Origin of the sequence: Arthrobacter sp. TMP15, assembly GCF_039529835.1 — a bacterium.
GTDB lineage: Bacteria > Actinomycetota > Actinomycetes > Actinomycetales > Micrococcaceae > Specibacter.
The window spans coordinates 1-20,539 of the sequence record NZ_CP154263.1 but is presented as its reverse complement, the minus strand read 5'-3'; the positions used below and the strand labels follow the sequence as shown (position 1 = coordinate 20,539).

Sequence of the window (20,539 nt, the reverse complement as noted above, 5' to 3'; positions counted from 1 at the left end):
ACGTCCAGTAAAACTGCTACTTGACAAGACATACTTTAGGGGCTCTTCAGAATCCAGAGTGTAGTTTCGGTCTGAAGCCTCCGGATTCCAGCAGTGATCTGGCGACGTAGTTGGTGAGATTCCTGAAGCCGAGGGCAGAGCCTCGAAGGTGTTCCAGTCTTCCATTAACCGCTTATGCCGATGTTTGGGTTATGCCGATTCAACGGATGCGAGCCCTCACTGGCTTGCATAGTAAGGATAATTGTCGGCATAATCGCGGTGCGAGCGACTGACCTCTGCTGACGAAAAAGCCAGGGCTACGACACGTCCAGCCACAGCTCATCCTCACCCGGTGCTATTGGACGTCGGTTCCCAATTGCTGACCCCATTTCGGCCGTAATCTTTCAGCCATCGAGCGCCAAGAACCTTCTAATAAACAACTTCCTCAAGCCCCACCATGAGTTTCCTGCACAGCGGCGTTGATATCACCGTTGCAACATCTAGGGCTAGACCGCAACAGAAGGTACCTTAGCAACCAGCAGTTATCTCCACACCGACCTAGCGACATCGAAAGTGGCACTCAACACGACCAGAGCCACTGACATCACCTCAGCCACCCACCACCGCCACGGGGACGATCAAATGGCTGGCGTCTTTGGAGTATGCCGACAAGACCCCCAAATAATCTGTTCATTGATCGACTAATGTTGGGAACATCGGCATAAGCGATTAAATGCCGACATCGGCATTTAATTGTTTCAGTTGGGCCATTGGAGGTTCCAGGACGTTCGAAATAGGCCAGTACGTCTTCTGCTCCTCTGTTGAGGGTCCGTCCCAGTATTTTTGAGTTCGGTGAGTGTTGCAGGGACGCCAGCTTTGAGGGAATCAATAACCGCCTGCATGAGCTTCTTGCCTTGGGCTCGGTCTGGTTCCCGGTACGCGGTGATCATGCGTTGATAGGTGCCCCAGCTCGCTTCAAATTCGACGTGTGTATCAAGATCGAACAAGTCCTGGAGTCGTTTGCGCTGCTTCTCAGTGAGGAGGCCCGCGCCGGTGTGCAATGTCCGCCGCGCTTTGTAGAGCGGATCGCTAGCCCGGCCTCGGTATCCGCAGGTGACCTGCTGAATCCGCCGCCAGCAGACATCACATGCGTCGCCGGCCAAACGAATAACGTGGAACGGATCCATCACCGGGACCGCGTCGGGCAGTTCCTCAGCGGAGGCGCTCTTGAACCCAGAGAATCCATCCATGGCCACGACTTCCACCCCGTCTCGCCACGCTTGAGGGCGTCGTTTCAGCCAGGTAGCGAAGACCTGCTTGGAGCGGCCCTCGACCATATCCAGCAACCTAGACGGGCCGGTCTTATCCCTCACCGGGGTCAGGTCGATGATCACGGTGACGTATTTGTCACCATGTCTGGTATGGCGCCAGACGTGCTCGTCAACACCGATGATCTTTACCCCGTCGAAGCGTGTGGGGTCATTGATCAGCACCCGCCGCCCTTCGGCCAATACAGCCTTGTTGGCGGTATTCCAGGACACGCCCAGCCCCTCCGCGACACGGGCGACGGTGAGATGTTGACACACAATGCCCTCCAACGCCCACACCAAGCCGCGACGGGAAAACTTTGACCGTGGTTCGGCAGCCTGGGTAGTGTCTTGCCGCCAAACATGACCACACCCAGTACACCTGTAGCGGCGGATCCGGACCAACAAGGTGGTTGGTCGCCAGCCGAAGGGTTCATGGCCGAGTTCCCGGGTCACTGTGTCCCGTGAGATACCTTGGCAGCCGCACTTGCGGCACCATTCATCCGTAGCCACCACACGGCAAGCAATCACGGCACGGTCAGGAGCAAGGAACTGACCTGTCGCTTCCAGGCCAAGCCCGTCAAGGCGGCAGAAAGTAGTCAGGTCAGGGCATTGGAAGGTAGCGTTGAGCATGAGGGCCTTGCTGTGGAGAACGAGATCTTAGACAATCTGATTCTCTACCAAGGCTCTCACCTATACCGAAACGACTTCCCCGACCCGGAAACCACACACGGCAACCTGAACTACACCCTGCATTCGGAAGAGCCAGATAACGTATCAATCTGAGTGTTCCTCCAACCAGCCCGGTCCCAGCCGCCTAGTCAGCATTCCATTGAGACAGATGACGCGCGCAAAGCGGGGCTGACTACTAAGGCCACCGTGAGCTCAGAACGGTCGTCTTTCAATATTTCTCACCAAACACCATGCGGTAACCATCGTGGGACGAAAGATAAAAAGAACGTTTCAAAGATCATGGGTGCTATGAATTTTTCCTTCTAAACAGAGCGTTCTGCTGTATCTTTCATAATGCGTTGGTGCAGGGAGTTTAAGATCCGTTCGCAATCGAAAGCTACCGCTGCCCCTGGGGTCAGTGATTGTTCCTCTTGGCGCGCTGAACGTTTCAGTTCAGAATCGAGCAAATCGAGTCCCTCCCGAGCTTGATCGAAGCTTTCCTGCTCGGCCGTGCCCTCATCCCAAGAACTCATCAGAGATGCTACCGATTGCAGACAATCGCTCAGGGGCTTGCAGGTCTTTGGATCCAGCCGATTATTAGAGCCGTTGCCCCAGATCACAGTGGAGAGCACCTCTGTAATATCCCGAATATGAAAGGCGATGGCTTCCAAAGTGCTCAGGTCTTCAAAGCTGTCAGTGACATGTTGGTGACGGGAATGCAGGTATGCACGGGGGTTACCTTTACGGCTTTCATCGGCGTGGTACGCCGCTCCCCTAATCTCACCCACAGTAGTGTTAATAAGCCCTGAGCGCTGGGACCAATCCTCATGTTCCGGTGGCCAATTCTCTACCAACGCACGCGCGATGTCCTCTAGCTGACCGACAAGCAGGTTCCTCCCGCGAGAAACCTGCAAACGAGCGGCATCTATGGCCAAAGGGGGAAAGATCAGCAGATTCACGACCAATCCCACTGTGACTCCCAACCCCATCTGCAGGGCGTACCCGATTGAGTACGAATCCGCATCCTGCCCACCAACGATCAAAACAAAGAGAGCGGCCACGGGCACATAGTCTTTGCCCGCGCCCAAACGAGGGTGACCTGCTATCAAAACGCCCAACCCTACCGCTAAGGAAATACTGAAAATGTTCGGAGTTCCTGCTAAAAGAACGCCCGCGGCAAGCGCAATGCCTAAAAGCAGTCCCGCCAACGTTTGGACTCCTGCACGCATCGATCCCATCAACGTCGGGTACATGCTGATCAAAGCGCCCAGTGGAGCATAGTACGGATATTTATCAGCCACTCCGGGCATGTAACGGGCTAAAATCCATGCCACTCCCACAGCCAGCGACGTTTTAGCGGCCAACAGCAGCCTCTGTCCTGCCACGCTCGATTTCGCCCAAACTAAGAACCGTTTCCAAGTCTGCTGCAACACGAAAACCACCCACCTGATCCGAATATCATCCGTTCACTCTCAGTGTTTCGGCACAAAGACCACACGTTACTGAACGCTTGCCAAGGATATGCCATGCCATGCCGACCACTGTCTGAGCCATAAATGTTCGTCAGCCGTGCAGTCGAGACAATGATTGCAAACGAATCAACGTTTAGCGTTCTCGGGGGCAGGCGCCGGCGACTCTCCCCCGAGAACTGCGATGCTGGAATCGTTCTCGTCGAGCATACAAATCGGGCTATACAACCGGAAGAAATGCCGCACCAGTGCAGACCTCGCAAATGCGATGTTCTAATACATTGAGGTCTTCGGCATCCGGCAGCGGCGCCACCCCAAAACTAGTATAAGTTACACCCTTCGAACACGAATTACGCTGTAGCAAATCGTCCATCCTGGCCTGCTCTTCTTGGCGAGACCGATAGCCGACAAGCCCAATCCGTACTCTTTTACGGGCTACAAAAGAAAGTAACGGATGGTTTTTATTCTTGCGGTCGGACCCGTTTGTGGTCAGGAAAGAATCCGTGTTCGAGGCCCCAGAGGATGGCCTTGGGTCGGTTGGCAACACCGATGCGTCGGTAGCAACTGCGAATAAACGTCTTAATGGAGTTCATTGACAGCTGAGTTCTATCGGCTATCTCGGCATTACTCAATCCTTGGGAGATGAGTGCGAGCACTTCAGCTTCCCGTTGGGTCAGGCCCTCTTCACGGCCGGGCCAGTTACCTAGACCCATTTTCGTTTGGCCTCCAGCGCCCGGGAACACCTGGCCCTCGCCTGTGTGGATGTCGTGGAGCGCGCGGACCAGCTGGGAGGCGGGCAGACCTTTGGAGAGATAGCCACTGGCCCCGTTAGCCAGTGCAGCCTTAACACGGGATTCATCCAGGTCCCATGAGTAGACAACGACCTTGCCGGCGCGTGGATTGGTTGCCAGTTCGTGCACGTCTTCCCGATCTCCTGGGGTTGCTGCGAACGTATCGTAGAGAGTGACGTCGACGCGTTGATCCACAGTGCAATTGAGGTCTAGTTCAACGACTTCCAGGGCAGACCCGTAGGACCGCAGCATCGTCTCCAGCCCCCGCAGCACGATTTCGTAGTCATCTACCAATGCGATACGTAGGCTTTTCATTCCCCCACTATAGGGCAAGCATCTTCACCCCTAGGGGTGAAGACACTCATCCTAAGTGAGGAATATGCTGAAGAGATGACCCTAATAGATACCGAAAGCGACAACAAGCCAGAAGATGAAGACTTACTTCAGGCAAGCTTGCGGGAATTAATCGCCCAACTGGCCTTAGTTGAGGACGAGCACAGAAGCACCACCGACCCACACCAGCTCGCGGCCCTAGCCCATCGTGAACAAGCCATTGTGAGAGCCTTGCGCCATAACGGGCGAACATACACATACCCAAGCACGCCCAACATGTTGAGACCAGAGATAATCCCCGGCCTGGAAGAGCACCGGATGGCCTCGAGATAATGGCCATGAAAGATCACCAGGCCAAATCCGACACCGACGATCCGGCTCCCTCTCCGTCATCAACAGCATCCAACAAACCGACTGGAATCCATGGCACAAAAAGTGGTGGTCAGTCATCGCGGTACCGAAATCCACGGTTACGTCCTTGCCCGCGAAGGGAACCGGGTGCACATCGCATGGACCGTAGCCTCTGGCCGTCGTCGCAGCAGGACCTTTCACGCCGAAACGGTTTTCCTTTCAGGGGACGATCGCCGCTGGAAGGAAAAACACATCCCTATCGAGCGACTCGATACCATCGGCCAGGGTGCCCTTTGAGGCTTCCAGATAGGCACAACCAGAAGCCGCTAACCCCTCTCGGTATATCCGGTTTAACAGTATGAACCGACTCACACAAAAGGATCAAGCACATCCCTCTCGTCTATGAGCTAACCTCAGCGTACTTGCCGCTGCCATTCAGGGCTGCATACAGCGTCTGCCGCGAGACGCCCAGATCTCGGGCCACCTTCGCCTTGGGCACACCCTGAACAATCCGCTCCCGGCCCAGCTGAACCTGTTCCCGAGTAAGCTTCGGAACCCGGTCGTAAACGCCGTTCCTTTTAGCAATGGCAATGCCCTCGGCCTGTCGCTCACGGATAGTCTTGCGCTCTAACTGTGCAATGGCAGCCAGGACCGTGAGCATGAACTCCCCCTGTGGCGTATCAGTGTTCAGAGCCGGGTTATCAATAAACTCCAAAGCAACGCCCTTAGCCTTGAGTTGCTCAACAAGAGCAAGAAGATCCGTCGTGGACCGCGCCAAACGGTCCGGTGACTTCACCCGAACCGTATCCCCGTCCCGGACATAAATGAGCATCTCTTGAAGCCGAGCTCTGTCGACTGTGTTCTTGCCACTGACCTTCTCAGCGAATAATCTATCGACAGTGCCCAGTGCTTCAAGCTGACGTGCCTCGTTCTGGTCGGCAGCGCTGACCCGCACGTAGCCAACAACCTGTCCCTTACGTCCATCCACGCTTTAGATCCTTCATCAGTTATGTCTAAGTATCCAGAAACTATACCCTGATTGACATACTCTGTGAAGGATCCAGACCTGCTCGCTCGGGTACACCCTGATGGACAACGGGTGTCTCTCTTGGAACGTTCGTTCTCTGCCCTGAGCGTCTTCAAACGATGAGTCCAACTGGACCAGTGCAGCGACAAAAGGCCTGAAAAGATGCCTCGTGACTGATGTGCCTCATAATCAACGCCCTGCAACACAGCCCCTGCCGCCGGCAACTGCGACCTCGAGCGATCACAGAACGCCGCCCATCGCCTCAAGGTTCTATGCCCGGCGCGGTAATGCACCTCAGCAAGAGTTCGCCGGTATCCTGTGAGCTAGATTCAAGCACCACCAGATCGCGCGCCACAGCGCAGAAGAAGAGATATGACTCCCACCACCAAAGAAGGACAGCGCGCAGAGCTACACAAAACCATCTGGCGCATCGCAAACGACCTCAGAGGGTCAGTCGACGGGTGGGACTTCAAAAGCTACGTGCTCGGCATGCTCTTCTACCGGTTCATCTCCGAGAACCTCACCGCCTACATCAACACTGGCGAGCACAAGGCTGGCGCCCCCGACTTCAACTACACCACCCTGCCCGACACACAGGCAGAGTTCGGACGCACAGAGACCGTAGCGGAGAAGGGCTTTTACATTCTCCCCTCCGAACTTTTCCCCAACGTCCGCGAACGCGCGTCGCAGGATACGAACCTAAACGAAACCCTCGCCCGGATATTCAAGAACATCGAAGGCTCAGCCGTTGGTAGCGGCAGTGAAGACGACATCAAGGGCCTCTTCGATGACCTCGACGTCAACAGCTCCAAACTTGGCCAAACGGTCGCCAAGCGCAACGAGAAACTAGTGAAACTCCTCGACGCCATCGGGGACCTGCCCCTGGGTAATTTCGGAGACAACTCGATCGACCTGTTCGGTGATGCTTACGAGTACCTCATGCAGATGTACGCTTCCAGCGCAGGCAAGTCTGGCGGCGAGTACTACACACCTCAGGAAGTCTCAGAACTCCTCGCTCGCATCACCGTCGTCGGCAAGACCCAGGTGAACAAGGTCTACGACCCCGCCGTCGGCTCCGGGTCGCTGCTGCTCAAATTCGACAAGATACTCGGCAAGGGTAATGTGCGCCAAGGCTTCTATGGCCAGGAGATCAACCTCACCACATACAACCTTGCCCGCATCAACATGTTCCTCCACGACGTGAACTACGAGCAGTTCAACCTCGCCCACGGCGACACCCTCACCGATCCCGCCCACTGGGACGACGAACCATTCGAAGCAATCGTGTCCAACCCGCCCTACTCGATCAAGTGGGACGGCGACGCAAACCCCTTACTCATCAACGACCCACGCTTCGCGCCCGCCGGTGTGCTCGCCCCGAAGTCCAAAGCAGACCTCGCCTTCACGATGCACATCCTGTCCTGGCTAGCCGTCAACGGTACCGCTGCCATCGTCGAGTTCCCGGGCGTGCTCTACCGCGGAGGCGCGGAGGCGAAGATCCGCAAATACCTCATCGACAACAACTACGTCGACGCCGTCATCCAGCTCCCACCGGACCTTTTCTTTGGCACGACAATCGCGACCTGCATCATCGTGCTCAAAAAATCCAAGACCGACAACTCCGTACTCTTCATCGACGCCACTGCAGAGTTCACACGCAGCGGGAACAAGAACAAACTCACCCCAAACCACCAACAGGCTATCCTCAACGCATTCACTACCCGTGAAGACGCCGAACACTTTGCCAAACTTGTGACGAATGAAGACATCGGCGCCAACGATTACAACATCGCCGTGACCTCCTACGTCGAAGCAGAAGACACCCGCGAAATCATCGACATCACTGAACTCAACGCCAAAATCTCCCGCATCGTTACAAAGCAGCACGAACTCCGCATTTCCATCGATGAGATTGTCGCTAACCTCGAGGGCACGAGATGAGCCGCATCGACGAACTGATCGCGGATCACTGTCCAGACGGTGTTAAGTTCTTCTCCATTGGAGATATCGCGGTGACTATAGCGGGGTTGTCTGGCAAAACGAAAGCAGATTTTACTGGCGGCAGTGCACGCTTTGTTTCGTATATGAATGCCTTTGCAAACCTCGCTGTTGACCAGCAAGCTCCCGACTTCGTTGAGGTCAGACCAGGAGAAAGGCAGAATTGCTTATTTGAGGGCGATGTCGTAATCACGGGTTCCTCTGAATCTCTGGCCGAAGTTGGGATGTCCTCAGTAGTGACATCAGGACCGATCGAGTCGCTGTATCTGAATAGCTTCTGTTTCGCTATACGTCTCAATAATCCTGAAATTCTTCTGCCTGATTTCAGCAAGTATCTCTTTCGAGGTGAGGCAATTCGAAAACAGATCAAAGGGACGGCGAACGGGGTGACGCGGATCAATATCTCGAAGGGTCGATTCTTAAAAGTACGAATTCCCGTGCCGCCCATCGAGGTGCAGCGGGAGATCGTGCAGATCTTGGACCAGTTCACCCAACTGGAAGCGGAGCTGGAAGCGGAGCTGGAAGCCCGCCGGAGACAATACGAACACTATCGGGAAAGTCTCTTGGCCACGGATAGCGCAAAATCGCGTCGGATGCGGCTGGATGAGCTGTTCAATTTGCGAGCCGGCAATTTCATCGCGGCTTCCAAAATCTTCGCAACCTCGAGCGATGTCCACTCCATCCCGTGTTTTGGGGGAGGGGGGCTGCGGGGGTATGTCACGGAACCGAACCAACGGGGTGATCTTGTGCTGATTGGTCGACAGGGTGCACTTTGTGGGAATGTCAAACGAGCGAGCGGTGAGTTCTACGCCACCGAGCATTCTGTCGTTGTCACACCGCTAGCTGGCGTCGATATCAGATGGGCCTTTCACCTGCTCACTAGTATGAATCTGAATCAATACGCTTCGAAGTCCGCGCAGCCGGGGTTGGCTGTGGGCACTCTCAATCGGCTGGTAGTTCAAGTCCCTTCGCTGGATGAGCAATTGCGTATTGGCTCAATCCTGGACAAGTTTGATGCGCTCGTAAACGACCTCAGTGTTGGTCTTCCTGCTGAGCTAGAGGCGCGTCGGAAGCAGTATGAGTATTACCGTGATCGGTTGTTGACGTTCGAGGAGGCGGTGGCATGAGTGAGGCGTCTGCGCGGAAGTATGATCCGATTGCAGTATCGAATGAGAGCACTGTCGTTGCCGAGTATGTGCCTGATTCGAAGGCTGAGGCGGCGTATCAGTCGGAGGCTGACCTTGAGCGTGAGTTGATCCGGTTGTTGCAGTCGCAGGCCTATGAGTACTTGCCGGTTACTTCTGAGGCGCAGCTGGTAAGGAACCTGCGCGCCCAGTTGGCGGTGTTGAATGGTATTGCGTTTTCTGATGCTGAGTGGGAGCAGTTCTTTTCCGAGTGTGTCTCTGGGGCGAATGACGGCATTGTCGAGAAGACTCTGCGGATTCAGGATGATCATGTCCAGCTGTTGAAGAGGGACGATGGTTCGGTCAAGAACATCACGCTGATTGATAAGCAGAATATCCACAACAACCGCTTACAGGTCATCAACCAATACGAAACACCACAAGGTGATGGTGGGGGGACGTACGCGAACCGGTATGACGTGACGGTGTTGGTCAACGGACTGCCGATGGTACATATCGAGCTCAAGCGCCGTGGCGTGGATATCCGTGAGGCGTTCAACCAGATCGACCGCTACCAGCGGGATAGTTTCTGGGCAGGCTCTGGCCTGTTCGAGTACGTGCAGTTGTTCGTGATCTCGAACGGGACGTTGACGAAGTATTACTCCAACACCACCCGCCGCCAGCATCTGATCGAGTCCGCGGGGTCTAAGCGTGTGCGCAAAACCTCCAATAGTTTTGAGTTCACCTCGTGGTGGGCGGACGCGCAGAACAAGCCGATCACCGATCTCGCGGCGTTCGCGAAGACGTTCTTCGCCAAGCACGCACTACTGAATATCCTCACCAGGTACTGCGTGCTGACCGCCGACAAGATGCTGCTGGTCATGCGCCCCTATCAGATCGTTGGAACTGAGCGGATCCTGCAGAAGATCGAAATCTCCACCAACTACAAACAACTCGGCACGATCGGTGCCGGTGGTTACGTGTGGCACACGACGGGGTCGGGCAAGACGTTGACGTCGTTCAAGGCCGCCCAGCTCGCGTCGAAGCTGACCTCGGTCGACAAGGTTTTGTTCGTTGTGGACCGCAAAGATCTGGATTACCAGACGATGCGCGAATATGACCGGTTTGAAAAGGGTGCCGCGAACTCCAACACGTCCACTGCTGTGTTGAAGAAGCAGCTCGAGAACTCTGCTGCGCGGATTATCATCACCACGATCCAGAAGCTCTCTACTTTCATTGATGCGAACAAGGGCCATGGGATCTACGGCGGCCATGTCGTGCTCATTTTTGACGAGTGCCACCGTTCCCAGTTCGGTGACATGCACACCTCGATCACGAAAGCGTTCAAACGGTACAACCTTTTTGGCTTCACCGGCACCCCAATCTTTGCCGCCAATTCTGGCAGCGGCGGGAACCCCCACTTGAAGACCACCGAGCAGGCGTTCGGGGAGAAACTGCACACATACACGATCGTGGATGCGATCACAGATAAAAATGTGTTGCCCTTCCGTATCGACTATGTGAACACCGTCAAGGTCGGCACCGTGGTCGATAAGCAGGTTTCCGCGATCGATACCGAAACGGCGCTCCTTGCCCCGGAACGCATCAGCAAGATCGTGGCGTACACGCGGGAGCACTTCGATCAGAAGACCAAGCGTACCGAGGGCTATACCCTCGGTGAGAAAAGGGTGCGCGGGTTCAACGCCCTGTTCGCGACAGCTTCGATCAACGCCGCCCGCACCTATTACCAGCACTTTCAGGCCCAACAGAAGGACCTGTCCTCGGACCGCCGGCTGAAGATCGGTCTGATCTACTCCTACGGCGCCAACGATGCCGTGGAAGACAGCGTATTGGAGGAGGAAGGCTTCGATACCAGTGCACTGAGCACGGACGCCCGCTCGTTCCTCGAGGCTGCGATTCAGGACTACAACACGACGTTTGGCACCAGCTTTGACACTAGCTCCGACCGGTTCCAGAACTACTACAAGGACCTGTCCCTAAAGCTTAAGCAGCGCGAGATCGACTTAGTGATCGTGGTCAACATGTTCCTCACCGGTTTCGACGCGACAACGTTGAACACCCTGTTCGTGGATAAGAACCTGCGCGCACACGGCTTGATTCAGGCCTACTCGCGGACCAACCGCATACTGAACTCCGTGAAGACCTATGGCAACATCGTCTCCTTCCGTGATCTGGAGAAACAGACGAACGACGCGATAGCTCTATTCGGCAATAAGGACGCCCGCGGAGTCGTGCTGCTCAAACCATTCGGGGAGTACTACAACGATTACACGGAGAAAGTCACAGAGCTTTTGACTATGTTCCCGTTGGGGGATCCGATCATTGGGGAGTCCGCGCAGAAAGAGTTCATCGGCCTGTTCGGCGCAGTCCTGCGCCTGCAAAACATCCTCACCTCCTTCGATGACTTCACCGGCAACGAGATCCTCAGCGACCGGCAGGGACAGGACTACCGCAGCGTGTACCTGGACCTGTACGCGGATTTCCGCAAAGACAAGACAGCCGATAAGGAACAGATCAACGACAACATTGTCTTCGAGATCGAACTGATCAAACAGGTCGAAATCAACGTCGATTACATCCTCATGCTCGTCCAAAAATACCGTGCTGAACGCGGAGACGGTGACGATAAGGAAATCCGTGCAGAGATCACCCGCGCCGTGGACGCCAGTCCCACCCTGCGCAACAAAAAAGACCTCATCGAGGACTTCGTCGACTCCCTCACCGCCAACGAAGGGATAGATCAGGAATGGCGAGCGTTCATCGCAGCCAAACGTGAAGCCGAACTCGAGACCATCATCGAAGCCGAAAATCTCCGCCCCGAGGAAACCCGCGCCTTCGTGGAGACCGCATTCCGCGACGGCCAACTCCACGCCACCGGAACAGCAATCACAAAAGTACTACCACCTGTCTCACGCTTCGCCGCGGCAGGTGGCCACGGCGAGAAAAAACAAACCGTTATCACTAAACTCGGTGCCTTCTTCGAGCGATTCTTCGGCCTCAGCTCGACAGAGAACCAATCATGACCAGTAGTGCCACGAGGATTCGTCAAAATGGACCGTTTTTGACAGGCTGGCGCGTCCGCGCTGGACAAGGTTGGAGTTAAGTACTTCAGGGCGGTGTTCGGTGAGGCAAAATCAGGCTCGGAGCCGTCTTGCATGGCATAGGTTTAGAGGCACTTAGGTTATGGGACACCACGCCCCTGAAGAGTATGAGCAAAGCTACTATGCTCATGAAATCAGCTCGTTATCCTACGACGCGCACCACAAAACGACGGCATGATTCTTGGGAAGGTTCACAATGACTGATCACGGCAAGTCATTCCTGGCACGACTCGTCGCGCCGTCGGGACGCACATCCGCGGGACGCACGATCGTTCGTCTAGTACTGGGGGCAATGCTTGCGTTCGCCGGCGTCAGCCATCTGACAGTCGCCCGCGAGGAATTCCAGGCGCAGGTCCCGAAGTTCGTGCCCCTTGATGCCGACCTGGTCGTCGTAGCTTCCGGCATTGTCGAGATCACCCTTGGTGCGGCGCTGATGTTGCTCGCGCGGCGGCGCGTCCCTGTGGGTTGGGTGGTGGCACTGTTCTTTATCGCCGTCTTCCCCGGGAACATAGCCCAGTGGCTGCATGCGCGCGACGGCTTTGGGCTCGACACCGACTCCAAGCGTCTGGTGCGACTCTTCTTCCAGCCAGTGCTCATCGCGGTGACCTTATGGTCCACCGGCGCTTGGAAAGACCGGCCCCGGGTTTCCTCAACGCACTCCGTCACCCCTCAGGACGACCGAAAGTAGCCGCGGAGGCATTCTTTTCCTTCGAAAGACAGGCTAGCCATCCGCTTTCAAAAACTCCGGCAAAGCCGGATTATCAAGCACAGAAGTACCACCCTGTCATGACGAAAAGGCAACACAGACCATCTTGAGGGGTGTTGTAACGCATGGGATTCGAGACGCTTTGGTTATGAGACAGTCCAAGGCCATTTTTGCTCCATCCGAGCGGTAACAGGCTAAGGGATGAGAGTTTGCTGTTCAAATCCGCAGGAAAGGCTCTCAGTAGATTGATTCAGCGACGCTAGGTGCCCGCAAGCGAAACCTAGAAAGGAACAACATAGCTATAATGCTCTCCGGCCCTCGTATGGCGATCTCGTTGTGGGACAGCTCTTGTGTGATGGGTTTAGTGGTTTTGGGACGCTATTTTTGAACTGTTCAGACTCGTCTGACGCCGACGTACCAGTCGGCCAACTCCTGGTCCATGTACGCAAGAATGCGGAGTAGGTCACTGAATCGCGCTTGTACATTGGATTCCAGTAGTTGCTCTCCATGAGCCACCCGGTCTCGGAGGCTGTGTAGTCTTTTCAGGGGTTCACAGACTTGCCCGTATACCGGCGTCTCCAGAATCGGCTTTAGGGAACGCATGGGCAATGGATTCCTCCCAGACGAGGATCTTTGGGGCGCTTACCCGAGGCCGGTTCGGATTGGGAAGGATACTCGGCCACGTACCATAGTTCAGCTGGGCCAACAGGTCGCCGTGCGAAATGGGAGCATGATTCCGTGGACGATTCGGACGACGCTTGTCCCTGCTTGTCTGTGCGTCTATTAGCGTTCTTAGACTGCGCTGACACCAATGATATCGCAGAAGAGGGTCTGGCCACGTTGCGTCACCTCACATAGGCCACAATTGACGGTATGGATATGGAACTACACGGCGTACACGCAGTCAATGACAGGATACTAAGGTGCCATCGCCTCAGAGCCTACGTTTTGGCTCATGACCGCACTCCCCTGACCGACGGACATATTGACGTCTACTCAGACAATACAAATGCCAAGAACACGAACTTCCAGCATCGCGTTAATGTCCAAGTCAAGGGCCGAGGAATCAAGGCTGGTAAGAACCCGCCGAAGTCATTCTCCGTAGAGGCAGCGGACCTTCGAGGCCTCTTAGAACTCCGTGGTGTTCTCTATTTCGTTGTTTCCATCAATAAGAAATCTCTCAATGCCAGTGTGATGTATGCACAACTCACACCGTTCAAGATCCAGAGCCTACTGAAGAACGTTCCAGCTAGCGGCAATGTCAGCATCCGACTCGAACCTTTTCCTCAAGAGCCCGCCGGAATTGAGAAGGTCGTTCGGTTTGCGGCGAAGGCACAGTCGGAGGACCCTCAGGCACAAATTGATATCAGCTTACTCAAGGATCCTGTAAGTATCACTCTGCATTCTGACAAGGACCTTGACCTTTCGTCTCCCCTGACTCTAACGCGAGACACGACCAACTATTCTGTCTCCTACGAATTCGACGATGGCTCCAGAATATTCGTCGATCACGAACTGAGGATCATTCCAGGGGAATACCAAGCGATCCCCAGCGATATCCACGTTGAAGCCGGCGCCTTTGAATACACGAATCCAAGCCTGAAGAAGACGGACACTATGACCGTTGAGGTCACCCTTTCCAAAGGAGTCACGATGACCCTGTCGACGGATGACTCAGGACTGAAATCCCCTGGCAGCATTAATGTGTCCATGCGCCCTACCCTCAAGGAACGCCTCCATGATCTCAGTTTCTTCTTCACATGCCTTGACGATCAGTCCCTCAGAATCAACGGCACCCTTCACAAGATGCATCTGACCGCCAATGAAGACACCGGAGATCTTCGCAAACACCTCCACTTCCTAGAAACCATCGCCACACTGTGCGAACACTTGGGTGTAGACACGGGCCTAGTGGACCTCAAATCTCTTGAAAGCCGCAGGGGTGATCAGCTACTTGCTCTTGAAGGAGTGATGCTCCACAACGACGAGATTTCCATGGAACACCAACGCATTGGAAGAATCGCCCAACCAATTGGAGAGTGGAGTATTCAACTCATGGCGCTCGAGGATCAGAGCTCGAATAAATGGCGCTTGCACGGGGTCTTCGATCCAGACAGGCCCGGTCACCTCGTCTCTCGATCTACTGAGCCCAACGGTGTTGCCGTCGTAGTCACCGCATACGACGTCTTGGAATACAAGTACTTACCATTCACACTGAACCTGCGCCTAGAGAATCTGGTCGCTGCATATCAAAAGGTCTCAAGCCACGAAGGAACTGATGATCGAGCCACTGATACGGTTCTGAATCTCATTCGTGCTGCTGATGACGTCCCCCTTAGACGGGAGGAGTTCCTCACCGCCGCATCGGAACTCAACACCTGGCTCATATCAAAGTACGGACAGCAGCCCACCTGCCTGATCAACGGCTGGCAAATAACGGCCCGAACCGGGAACCTATCCAAACTCGACGAAGATTCCATTCGGAAACTCAAACACCAAGCCGCGCGAGACGAAAGCGAACGCAGCACAGTAATTCAAGTTGCCTGTGCCATCCTGCTTCAAGACAGTGGAGAAAGAGACTACTGCCTTAGTCTTCTCGACGCTCCTTCGGCCACACTGTTCCGAACCTGGCCCATTTGGCGCCTCTCAGAAGCCAGCACAAGTATCCACCAAAGAAGTCAACACCAAGATACTCCTACAGATGCCTCAAGGCCTGATAATGAAGCAGCATCTCTAACTACAGGACACGCTAAAGCATTATAGGCGGTATTTGATGAATCTGACCAAACTTCTCGAAAAACACCTAAAAACTCGCAATCAAGTAAACCTGAGGCAGATCTTCCCGTGGACAATTGTCTCTCTAACGGAGCTCGAATGGCCCTGATTTAGCCCTAATCTAAGTGTCACTTAACTCATGAGCCGGACAGGTTAAAAGACACTTACTCAGAATCATCAGGGTTTGTCATGTCCTTGCCTTCAGGGATTTGTAAAATTTCCACGGGCCTGCGCCCGTCCCGCTTTCGTCATATTGGAAACATCGTTGTAGAGCGTCTATGGAAGCCAAAATGCCTAGCAAAGACGCAGGAGTGAAGGCTGACGCCCCGGCAGTCCCATAGTGGCTCACCCAGTTCGCCGCGATTGCCTGTGCATGACGGCTCTTCAGGTCAGCGACCTGCTGGGGCGTGAGAATGATCTGATTAGCGGCCGCGTGTATGTCGACAGCGTAGGTAATCGCGTCCAAACATCCCTGAACCATTCTGGAATGGTCATTTATCGACAGATCGAGGGGGACGGGGATACGGACCTGGCGAATTATTTTCTGCAGGACGAATTCGAGATACTGCCTAATCAGGCCGGCGCCTTCCGTTGTTCGTCCGGAGCGAAGGTGGCTCTCTGCATCAATACGCAGGCGGTCGGGTTGCTGGCCGTGGCTGGATATTGGCGAGTAAGGGGCCCATCCCTGAAGCTTCTGGTGGTGCCAGTCAGTCTCGCCGTTCAAACGATCGAAGTACTTCTCGAGAGTCACGTCGTGGCTAAAGATGATGAATTGCAGTCCGTCCGGTCTTTGTGGTTGTTGGAATCGAGTTCGGATAGCTTCCATCAGGTGGAACTGATGCCCTGAGTCGAAGCTAGAAGTAGCGTCGTCTAGCACTACGAACCGGGGAGCCTTGTTGTGCTTCACTGCCGCAGACAGGTAAACGGAGATTGCTAAAGCATTGCGGTAGCTCTCTGAAAGCAGTGCTCGTGCGGATACGCCGCGACGGCCATGGAAAGACGACAATTCGACGGCGAGTTTCTCCTGGCTCCCGGCCCGACTTAGCGCGGGAACGATGTCCGGGGTGATCATGATATCGCTAAATGTCTCCTGATATTCGTGGCGCAGATCTTCGAGAGTCCGATTGGCCAGATCGGTTTCCGCAGTTGAAAATATGGCTAGGGCGCGCCCAATGAAGTCTTTCCAGCGCAGAAAGACCGCATGTCGAGTCCGCAATTCCGTCAGGTCCCGTTGAGCTCGTGCACGTTCAACGAGCGCGTATCGAGCAGCCTCCACTGCGGTGACTTGCGAAGCAATATGGACGAGCGAGGGTGGCACCGTCTTTTCAAGCTCAGAAATCGCGGCCGCAACACTCCACTTCCGCGCCACCAATAGTCCTTCGAGGTGAGCCACACGCTCAGTTGCTTTAGTCACGTCATCCTTGGTTATCCCAACTTCGACGGTGCTTCTTAATGCCCGGCTGAGACGCGCGGCATGCCCGGCCTCAAGGTTCTTGACATCCTCAAGAGCGACAAGTCGATCAATGAGATCGCCTTGCAAGAATGCCGTTTCAAGAGCCGCGAGCTGGCCTTCGAGTGTGTTGTAAGTGTCTAAATGGCCCGAAATTGTTGCATCAATCGGTGAATCCAAATCACCTCCGCAAAGAGGACACACATGAAGGTCCCAATGATCCGTGGACTTCAGGAATGCATCGGCAGCGACTTGCAGACGATGAAAATGAGCGCCCGCAGTTGACTCGTGAAGACCTGCAATTTCAGTGATGAGGGCGGAAAGAACTGTAGCGTTTCGCGCGGCAGGTAGGCTCTCTTCGGGAACGTTTGCGAGTGCTGTCTGCTCATCTGTGAGAGCGAGAAGCTGCTGGCGGACTTCTCCGCCTTCGGCTTTAAGAAGGACACTGCGGAGATCATCGAAATCCACTTCGCCTATGGTCTCAGGAAGATCGGTCGTGAGTGGAATCGATTTAAGGTGATCAAGCAGCTCATCGTTCCATTTTGACTCATCCGAGCTTGGATTCAATCCAGTTGCCAGTTCATACTGGGCTTTGAACTGACCAAGATATTTACCGTCTTCCCGCTCAAGAGCCACAAGATTTACTTCTAATTCGGCAATCTTAAAGTCGGCTTTGAAGGCTTGTGTGTTCTCTATGATCCGTAGCGCGCTTCGAACATTCGCGTACGATGAGAGCCCAAGCAGCCCGGAGAACGACCTCCCCCGCTCAAGAGCCGTGTCATCGATGAACTTCCTAAAAGTCGCATAGTCCATCAGAGCGAAATCCTCGTCCAGAGAGGAAAGAAGTCTCTCGGGTTCAACAAATCCTGTTGAACTGGATACAGTCCGTACGCCGTCACGTCGTAGCTGAACTTCGATACCAACATCACGTCCGCCGTCATCGGGACTGAGCGTGAGCTCGATGGTGGCAACGCCTCGAGTGTGGAACAGGTTGGAAAGATATGAGTCCGGCTTTTCCGCCGCCTGCATGTCAGCCAGACGCGGAACTGTCCCCTTGATGGCGTAGTGAAGTGCTTCGAAAACGGAGCTTTTCCCAGTGCCGTTTTGCGCAAATACCGAATTGACCGCGTTCGGGCGGAATTTGAGAACCAGTGGATCGCCCTCATTATTGATCCCGCGGAAGCCTTCGACGGAAATCCTTGAAAGGAAGTAGCGACTCACTCAGATTTTTCCTCACTCAGATTTTTCCTCACCAATTGGAGTCAGAATCGCGGCCGAAACGGCGGCGTTAAACGCGGAGCGAGATGTTTTATCGTCCGGGGCAGAAGACACGATCCCCAAGTGGTCCTTCAGGATCTTGCTCAGAGAATGGTCGATCTTATCCAAGGCTCCGAAGAAAGATTCCATATCCGACTCTAGATCCTCGCCCTGAAATAGTGACTCCACCACACGACCTCCTTGTCAGGATGCGCCAATTAGCGCCTCTTGAATGAATGTAGCCGATGTGAGGACTGTTCATGGATAGAGTCTCATAACCCTAGGGTTGCGTGACAACTGATCGAGACACTTTACGATTCCATATAATTCACGTGCGTCACTGTCTTGCAATCATGTCCCATAAACAAAAAAATGGAGTCGCGGTAGGCACCCACTGTTGCGCGACACTACCAAGCGCCTCGCGCCAGCCACAGCTCCGATAACCCCAATGACTAATTGAAAAAACCCGAACTGATAAGAATCCTCATTGCGACCATTCACTACTGACAGAGATTCACCTCCCGGAGAGTCTGGGCAAAGTAGCGAATATAAAAATAAATAATTATGTAAAGATATAATTATTTTTTTTGTAACCTGTCCCTAAATGCTTCGTCCAGAAAGTCGACAACTGTCATCCTATGCTGTGCAAGATAGTCGTCCAGATCGTCTCGTAGGCTAATTTCTATCTTGGACGAGAAGGGCTCCATACGTCGCTTGGATCGGGGCCGGCCAGGGCCGGGGCGAATTACCTCACTACGCTCTTCGAGCCTGGTACGTCCATCCATACCTTGCTCGGATGATATGGTCTCTGACGGCCTCGTCAGTGACTCGACAACATCCGCAATCGGCGCTTTACGAATTGATGATTTGCGTTCAATCGATGCCATTATTTCTCCCCATTTAATCGTCGTGCGTGCTTGACGAAAATCTCCGTCAGAACAGCGGCACCTGGACCGGACAATTTTGTTAGTGGCGTTCGTGAGCTAACGGAGTCCTGCATGGCTGTCCGTTGAGGTACGGCTGGCATCATCACGCTGTCCCCATACTCGGCCTGGAGTTCACCTATTTGGTAGGAATGCTCCCCCGTCAACGGTGCACTAGTTTTGTTGATGATGATGCCAGCGAATTTAAGCTCCGGGTTCAGATGGGGTAATGACTGGACTTTGGCTACAGTTTCCAGAAATTCAGTCACTCCCCTTACGGAGAACGCCGCGGCTTCAGTGACTGCAATGACTTGATCTGCCCAAATCAGGCCGTTAAGAGTGAGTCGGCCTAGGGCTGGAGGGAGATCGATCAGAATGTGGTCGTACTTTTCGAGCTCTACTGAGGTCCATGCAGCCGTTTTTAGCCTTAGTTCAGGTGTCATGAGCACTTCGGACTCGATGCGTGACAAGCTTTCGGAGCCAGGCACTGCATCAATGCCCAACCAAGAAGTAGCGACGATGGCCTGCCCAAGAGTGCCCGCCTCTCCCCCATAAAGGACATCAAAGATATTAAACTCACCCTCGGCTTCTAGTGCTGTCGTAGCGTTGGCCTGTGGATCAAGATCAACGACTAGAACTCGTTTCCCCAGCAGGCTCAACCCAATAGCGAGACCGAGGGTCACTGATGTCTTACCAACACCACCCTTACGGTTTCCCACCGCTGTTATCACTGTCGACATAAGCCCTCCTTGACGAATATTTACATAAAGAATGACAGATGTATGTCTATACGTCAATCTTTCATTATGTCTTGACGTAATTATTTAAACGTCGTTATTTCTTCACTAGAATCGAATTTCACCGGTCCCCAAGGCGGTGGTTCAGTTGCCTCAATATCTCATTGAAGCATGGGTTTAAATAATTCTGGCTATCTTTCATTACGTCATGACATAATTATTTATTGTGGCAACACTTGGCTTCACTCGTGTTGCGGTGCACGTGAGACTAGGCTCTGGGGCCTATGTGCGTGGGATCTGACCGATAGCCGGGCCCCTTGTATCTCAGCTAGGGCAAAGGCCATGGAAGTTCAACCGGTACTGCCTCTTCCATACGTGGGCGATCCAGTTCGATTTGGATGCCCAAAACGACGAGATACACGAGAACGATTACCGAGAACACAAGAGGAATACGTCTCTCAAAAGTCTTTTACGGGGTGGCTTGTGAAAAAGTGAAATATCCGACGATAGCGCGATTT

The 20,539-nt window shown here is 54.1% G+C and carries 13 protein-coding genes and 1 pseudogene; 7 read left to right on the top strand and 7 right to left on the bottom strand.

What is annotated here, in order from left to right:
- Positions 1-583: 583 nt before the first annotated feature.
- From AAFM46_RS16460 to AAFM46_RS16450, 3 genes and pseudogenes are all read right to left on the bottom strand, one after another.
- Positions 584-1,919: pseudogene (locus AAFM46_RS16460) on the bottom strand (ISL3 family transposase).
- A gap of 362 nt (positions 1,920-2,281) precedes the next feature.
- Positions 2,282-3,343, bottom strand: a complete 1,062-nt coding sequence (locus tag AAFM46_RS16455; RefSeq protein WP_343320587.1) for an aromatic acid exporter family protein — start codon at positions 3,341-3,343, stop codon at positions 2,282-2,284.
- Between the two features lie 545 nt (positions 3,344-3,888).
- Positions 3,889-4,533 (bottom strand): response regulator transcription factor, encoded by a 645-nt coding sequence (locus AAFM46_RS16450; RefSeq protein WP_343320586.1) that lies wholly within the window; start codon positions 4,531-4,533, stop codon positions 3,889-3,891.
- A gap of 75 nt (positions 4,534-4,608) precedes the next feature.
- Between AAFM46_RS16450 and AAFM46_RS16445 the strand changes: the two genes are divergently transcribed.
- Positions 4,609-4,884: a hypothetical protein gene (locus AAFM46_RS16445; protein ID WP_343320585.1), complete on the top strand. Its 276-nt coding sequence runs from the start codon at positions 4,609-4,611 to the stop codon at positions 4,882-4,884.
- 90 nt (positions 4,885-4,974) lie between these two features.
- On the top strand, positions 4,975-5,199 hold the full coding sequence (locus AAFM46_RS16440; RefSeq protein ID WP_343320583.1) for a hypothetical protein: 225 nt from the start codon (positions 4,975-4,977) through the stop codon (positions 5,197-5,199).
- 103 nt (positions 5,200-5,302) lie between these two features.
- On the opposite strand, the gene AAFM46_RS16435 is transcribed toward AAFM46_RS16440, so the two are convergent.
- Positions 5,303-5,890 (bottom strand): recombinase family protein, encoded by a 588-nt coding sequence (locus AAFM46_RS16435; RefSeq protein ID WP_343320582.1) that lies wholly within the window; start codon positions 5,888-5,890, stop codon positions 5,303-5,305.
- A 411-nt stretch (positions 5,891-6,301) separates the two neighbouring features.
- Here AAFM46_RS16435 and AAFM46_RS16430 point away from each other — a divergent pair, with 411 nt between their 5' ends.
- The 5 genes from AAFM46_RS16430 to AAFM46_RS16410 all read left to right on the top strand — a co-directional run bounded on the left by AAFM46_RS16430 (position 6,302) and on the right by AAFM46_RS16410 (position 15,642).
- Complete coding sequence (locus AAFM46_RS16430; RefSeq protein WP_343320580.1) at positions 6,302-7,870, top strand: type I restriction-modification system subunit M; 1,569 nt, start codon at positions 6,302-6,304, stop codon at positions 7,868-7,870.
- Complete coding sequence (locus AAFM46_RS16425; RefSeq protein ID WP_343320579.1) at positions 7,867-9,054, top strand: restriction endonuclease subunit S; 1,188 nt, start codon at positions 7,867-7,869, stop codon at positions 9,052-9,054. Before AAFM46_RS16430 ends, AAFM46_RS16425 begins: the two co-directional genes overlap by 4 nt.
- Positions 9,051-12,095 carry a type I restriction endonuclease subunit R gene (locus AAFM46_RS16420; RefSeq protein WP_343320578.1) on the top strand — a complete coding sequence of 1,015 codons (3,045 nt, stop codon included), beginning with the start codon at positions 9,051-9,053 and terminating at the stop codon, positions 12,093-12,095. Before AAFM46_RS16425 ends, AAFM46_RS16420 begins: the two co-directional genes overlap by 4 nt.
- A 274-nt stretch (positions 12,096-12,369) precedes the next feature.
- Positions 12,370-12,861 carry a MauE/DoxX family redox-associated membrane protein gene (locus AAFM46_RS16415; RefSeq protein WP_343320576.1) on the top strand — a complete coding sequence of 164 codons (492 nt, stop codon included), beginning with the start codon at positions 12,370-12,372 and terminating at the stop codon, positions 12,859-12,861.
- An 891-nt stretch (positions 12,862-13,752) separates the two neighbouring features.
- On the top strand, positions 13,753-15,642 hold the full coding sequence (locus AAFM46_RS16410) for a hypothetical protein (RefSeq protein ID WP_343320575.1): 1,890 nt from the start codon (positions 13,753-13,755) through the stop codon (positions 15,640-15,642).
- 199 nt (positions 15,643-15,841) lie between these two features.
- On the opposite strand, the gene AAFM46_RS16405 is transcribed toward AAFM46_RS16410, so the two are convergent.
- The 3 genes from AAFM46_RS16405 to AAFM46_RS16395 all read right to left on the bottom strand — a co-directional run bounded on the left by AAFM46_RS16405 (position 15,842) and on the right by AAFM46_RS16395 (position 20,024).
- The gene (locus AAFM46_RS16405; RefSeq protein WP_343320574.1) at positions 15,842-18,325 is read right to left on the bottom strand and encodes an AAA family ATPase; all 2,484 of its coding nucleotides are present in this window, start codon (positions 18,323-18,325) and stop codon (positions 15,842-15,844) included.
- A gap of 12 nt (positions 18,326-18,337) precedes the next feature.
- The gene (locus tag AAFM46_RS16400) at positions 18,338-18,553 is read right to left on the bottom strand and encodes a hypothetical protein (RefSeq protein WP_343320572.1); all 216 of its coding nucleotides are present in this window, start codon (positions 18,551-18,553) and stop codon (positions 18,338-18,340) included.
- A gap of 694 nt (positions 18,554-19,247) precedes the next feature.
- Positions 19,248-20,024, bottom strand: a complete 777-nt coding sequence (locus AAFM46_RS16395; RefSeq protein ID WP_343320571.1) for a ParA family protein — start codon at positions 20,022-20,024, stop codon at positions 19,248-19,250.
- Positions 20,025-20,539: the final 515 nt, after the last annotated feature.

Excerpts from the sequence above, each read along its gene's own strand:
- AAFM46_RS16450 (WP_343320586.1), bottom strand. The coding sequence starts at position 4,533 with ATGAAAAGCCTACGTATCGCATTGGTAGATGACTACGAAATCGTGCTG.
- AAFM46_RS16445 (WP_343320585.1), top strand. The coding sequence starts at position 4,609 with ATGACCCTAATAGATACCGAAAGCGACAACAAGCCAGAAGATGAAGAC.
- AAFM46_RS16440 (WP_343320583.1), top strand. The coding sequence starts at position 4,975 with ATGGCACAAAAAGTGGTGGTCAGTCATCGCGGTACCGAAATCCACGGT.
- AAFM46_RS16430 (WP_343320580.1), top strand. The coding sequence starts at position 6,302 with ATGACTCCCACCACCAAAGAAGGACAGCGCGCAGAGCTACACAAAACC.
- AAFM46_RS16425 (WP_343320579.1), top strand. The coding sequence starts at position 7,867 with ATGAGCCGCATCGACGAACTGATCGCGGATCACTGTCCAGACGGTGTT.
- AAFM46_RS16420 (WP_343320578.1), top strand. The coding sequence starts at position 9,051 with ATGAGTGAGGCGTCTGCGCGGAAGTATGATCCGATTGCAGTATCGAAT.
- AAFM46_RS16415 (WP_343320576.1), top strand. The coding sequence starts at position 12,370 with ATGACTGATCACGGCAAGTCATTCCTGGCACGACTCGTCGCGCCGTCG.
- AAFM46_RS16410 (WP_343320575.1), top strand. The coding sequence starts at position 13,753 with ATGGATATGGAACTACACGGCGTACACGCAGTCAATGACAGGATACTA.
- AAFM46_RS16395 (WP_343320571.1), bottom strand. The coding sequence starts at position 20,024 with ATGTCGACAGTGATAACAGCGGTGGGAAACCGTAAGGGTGGTGTTGGT.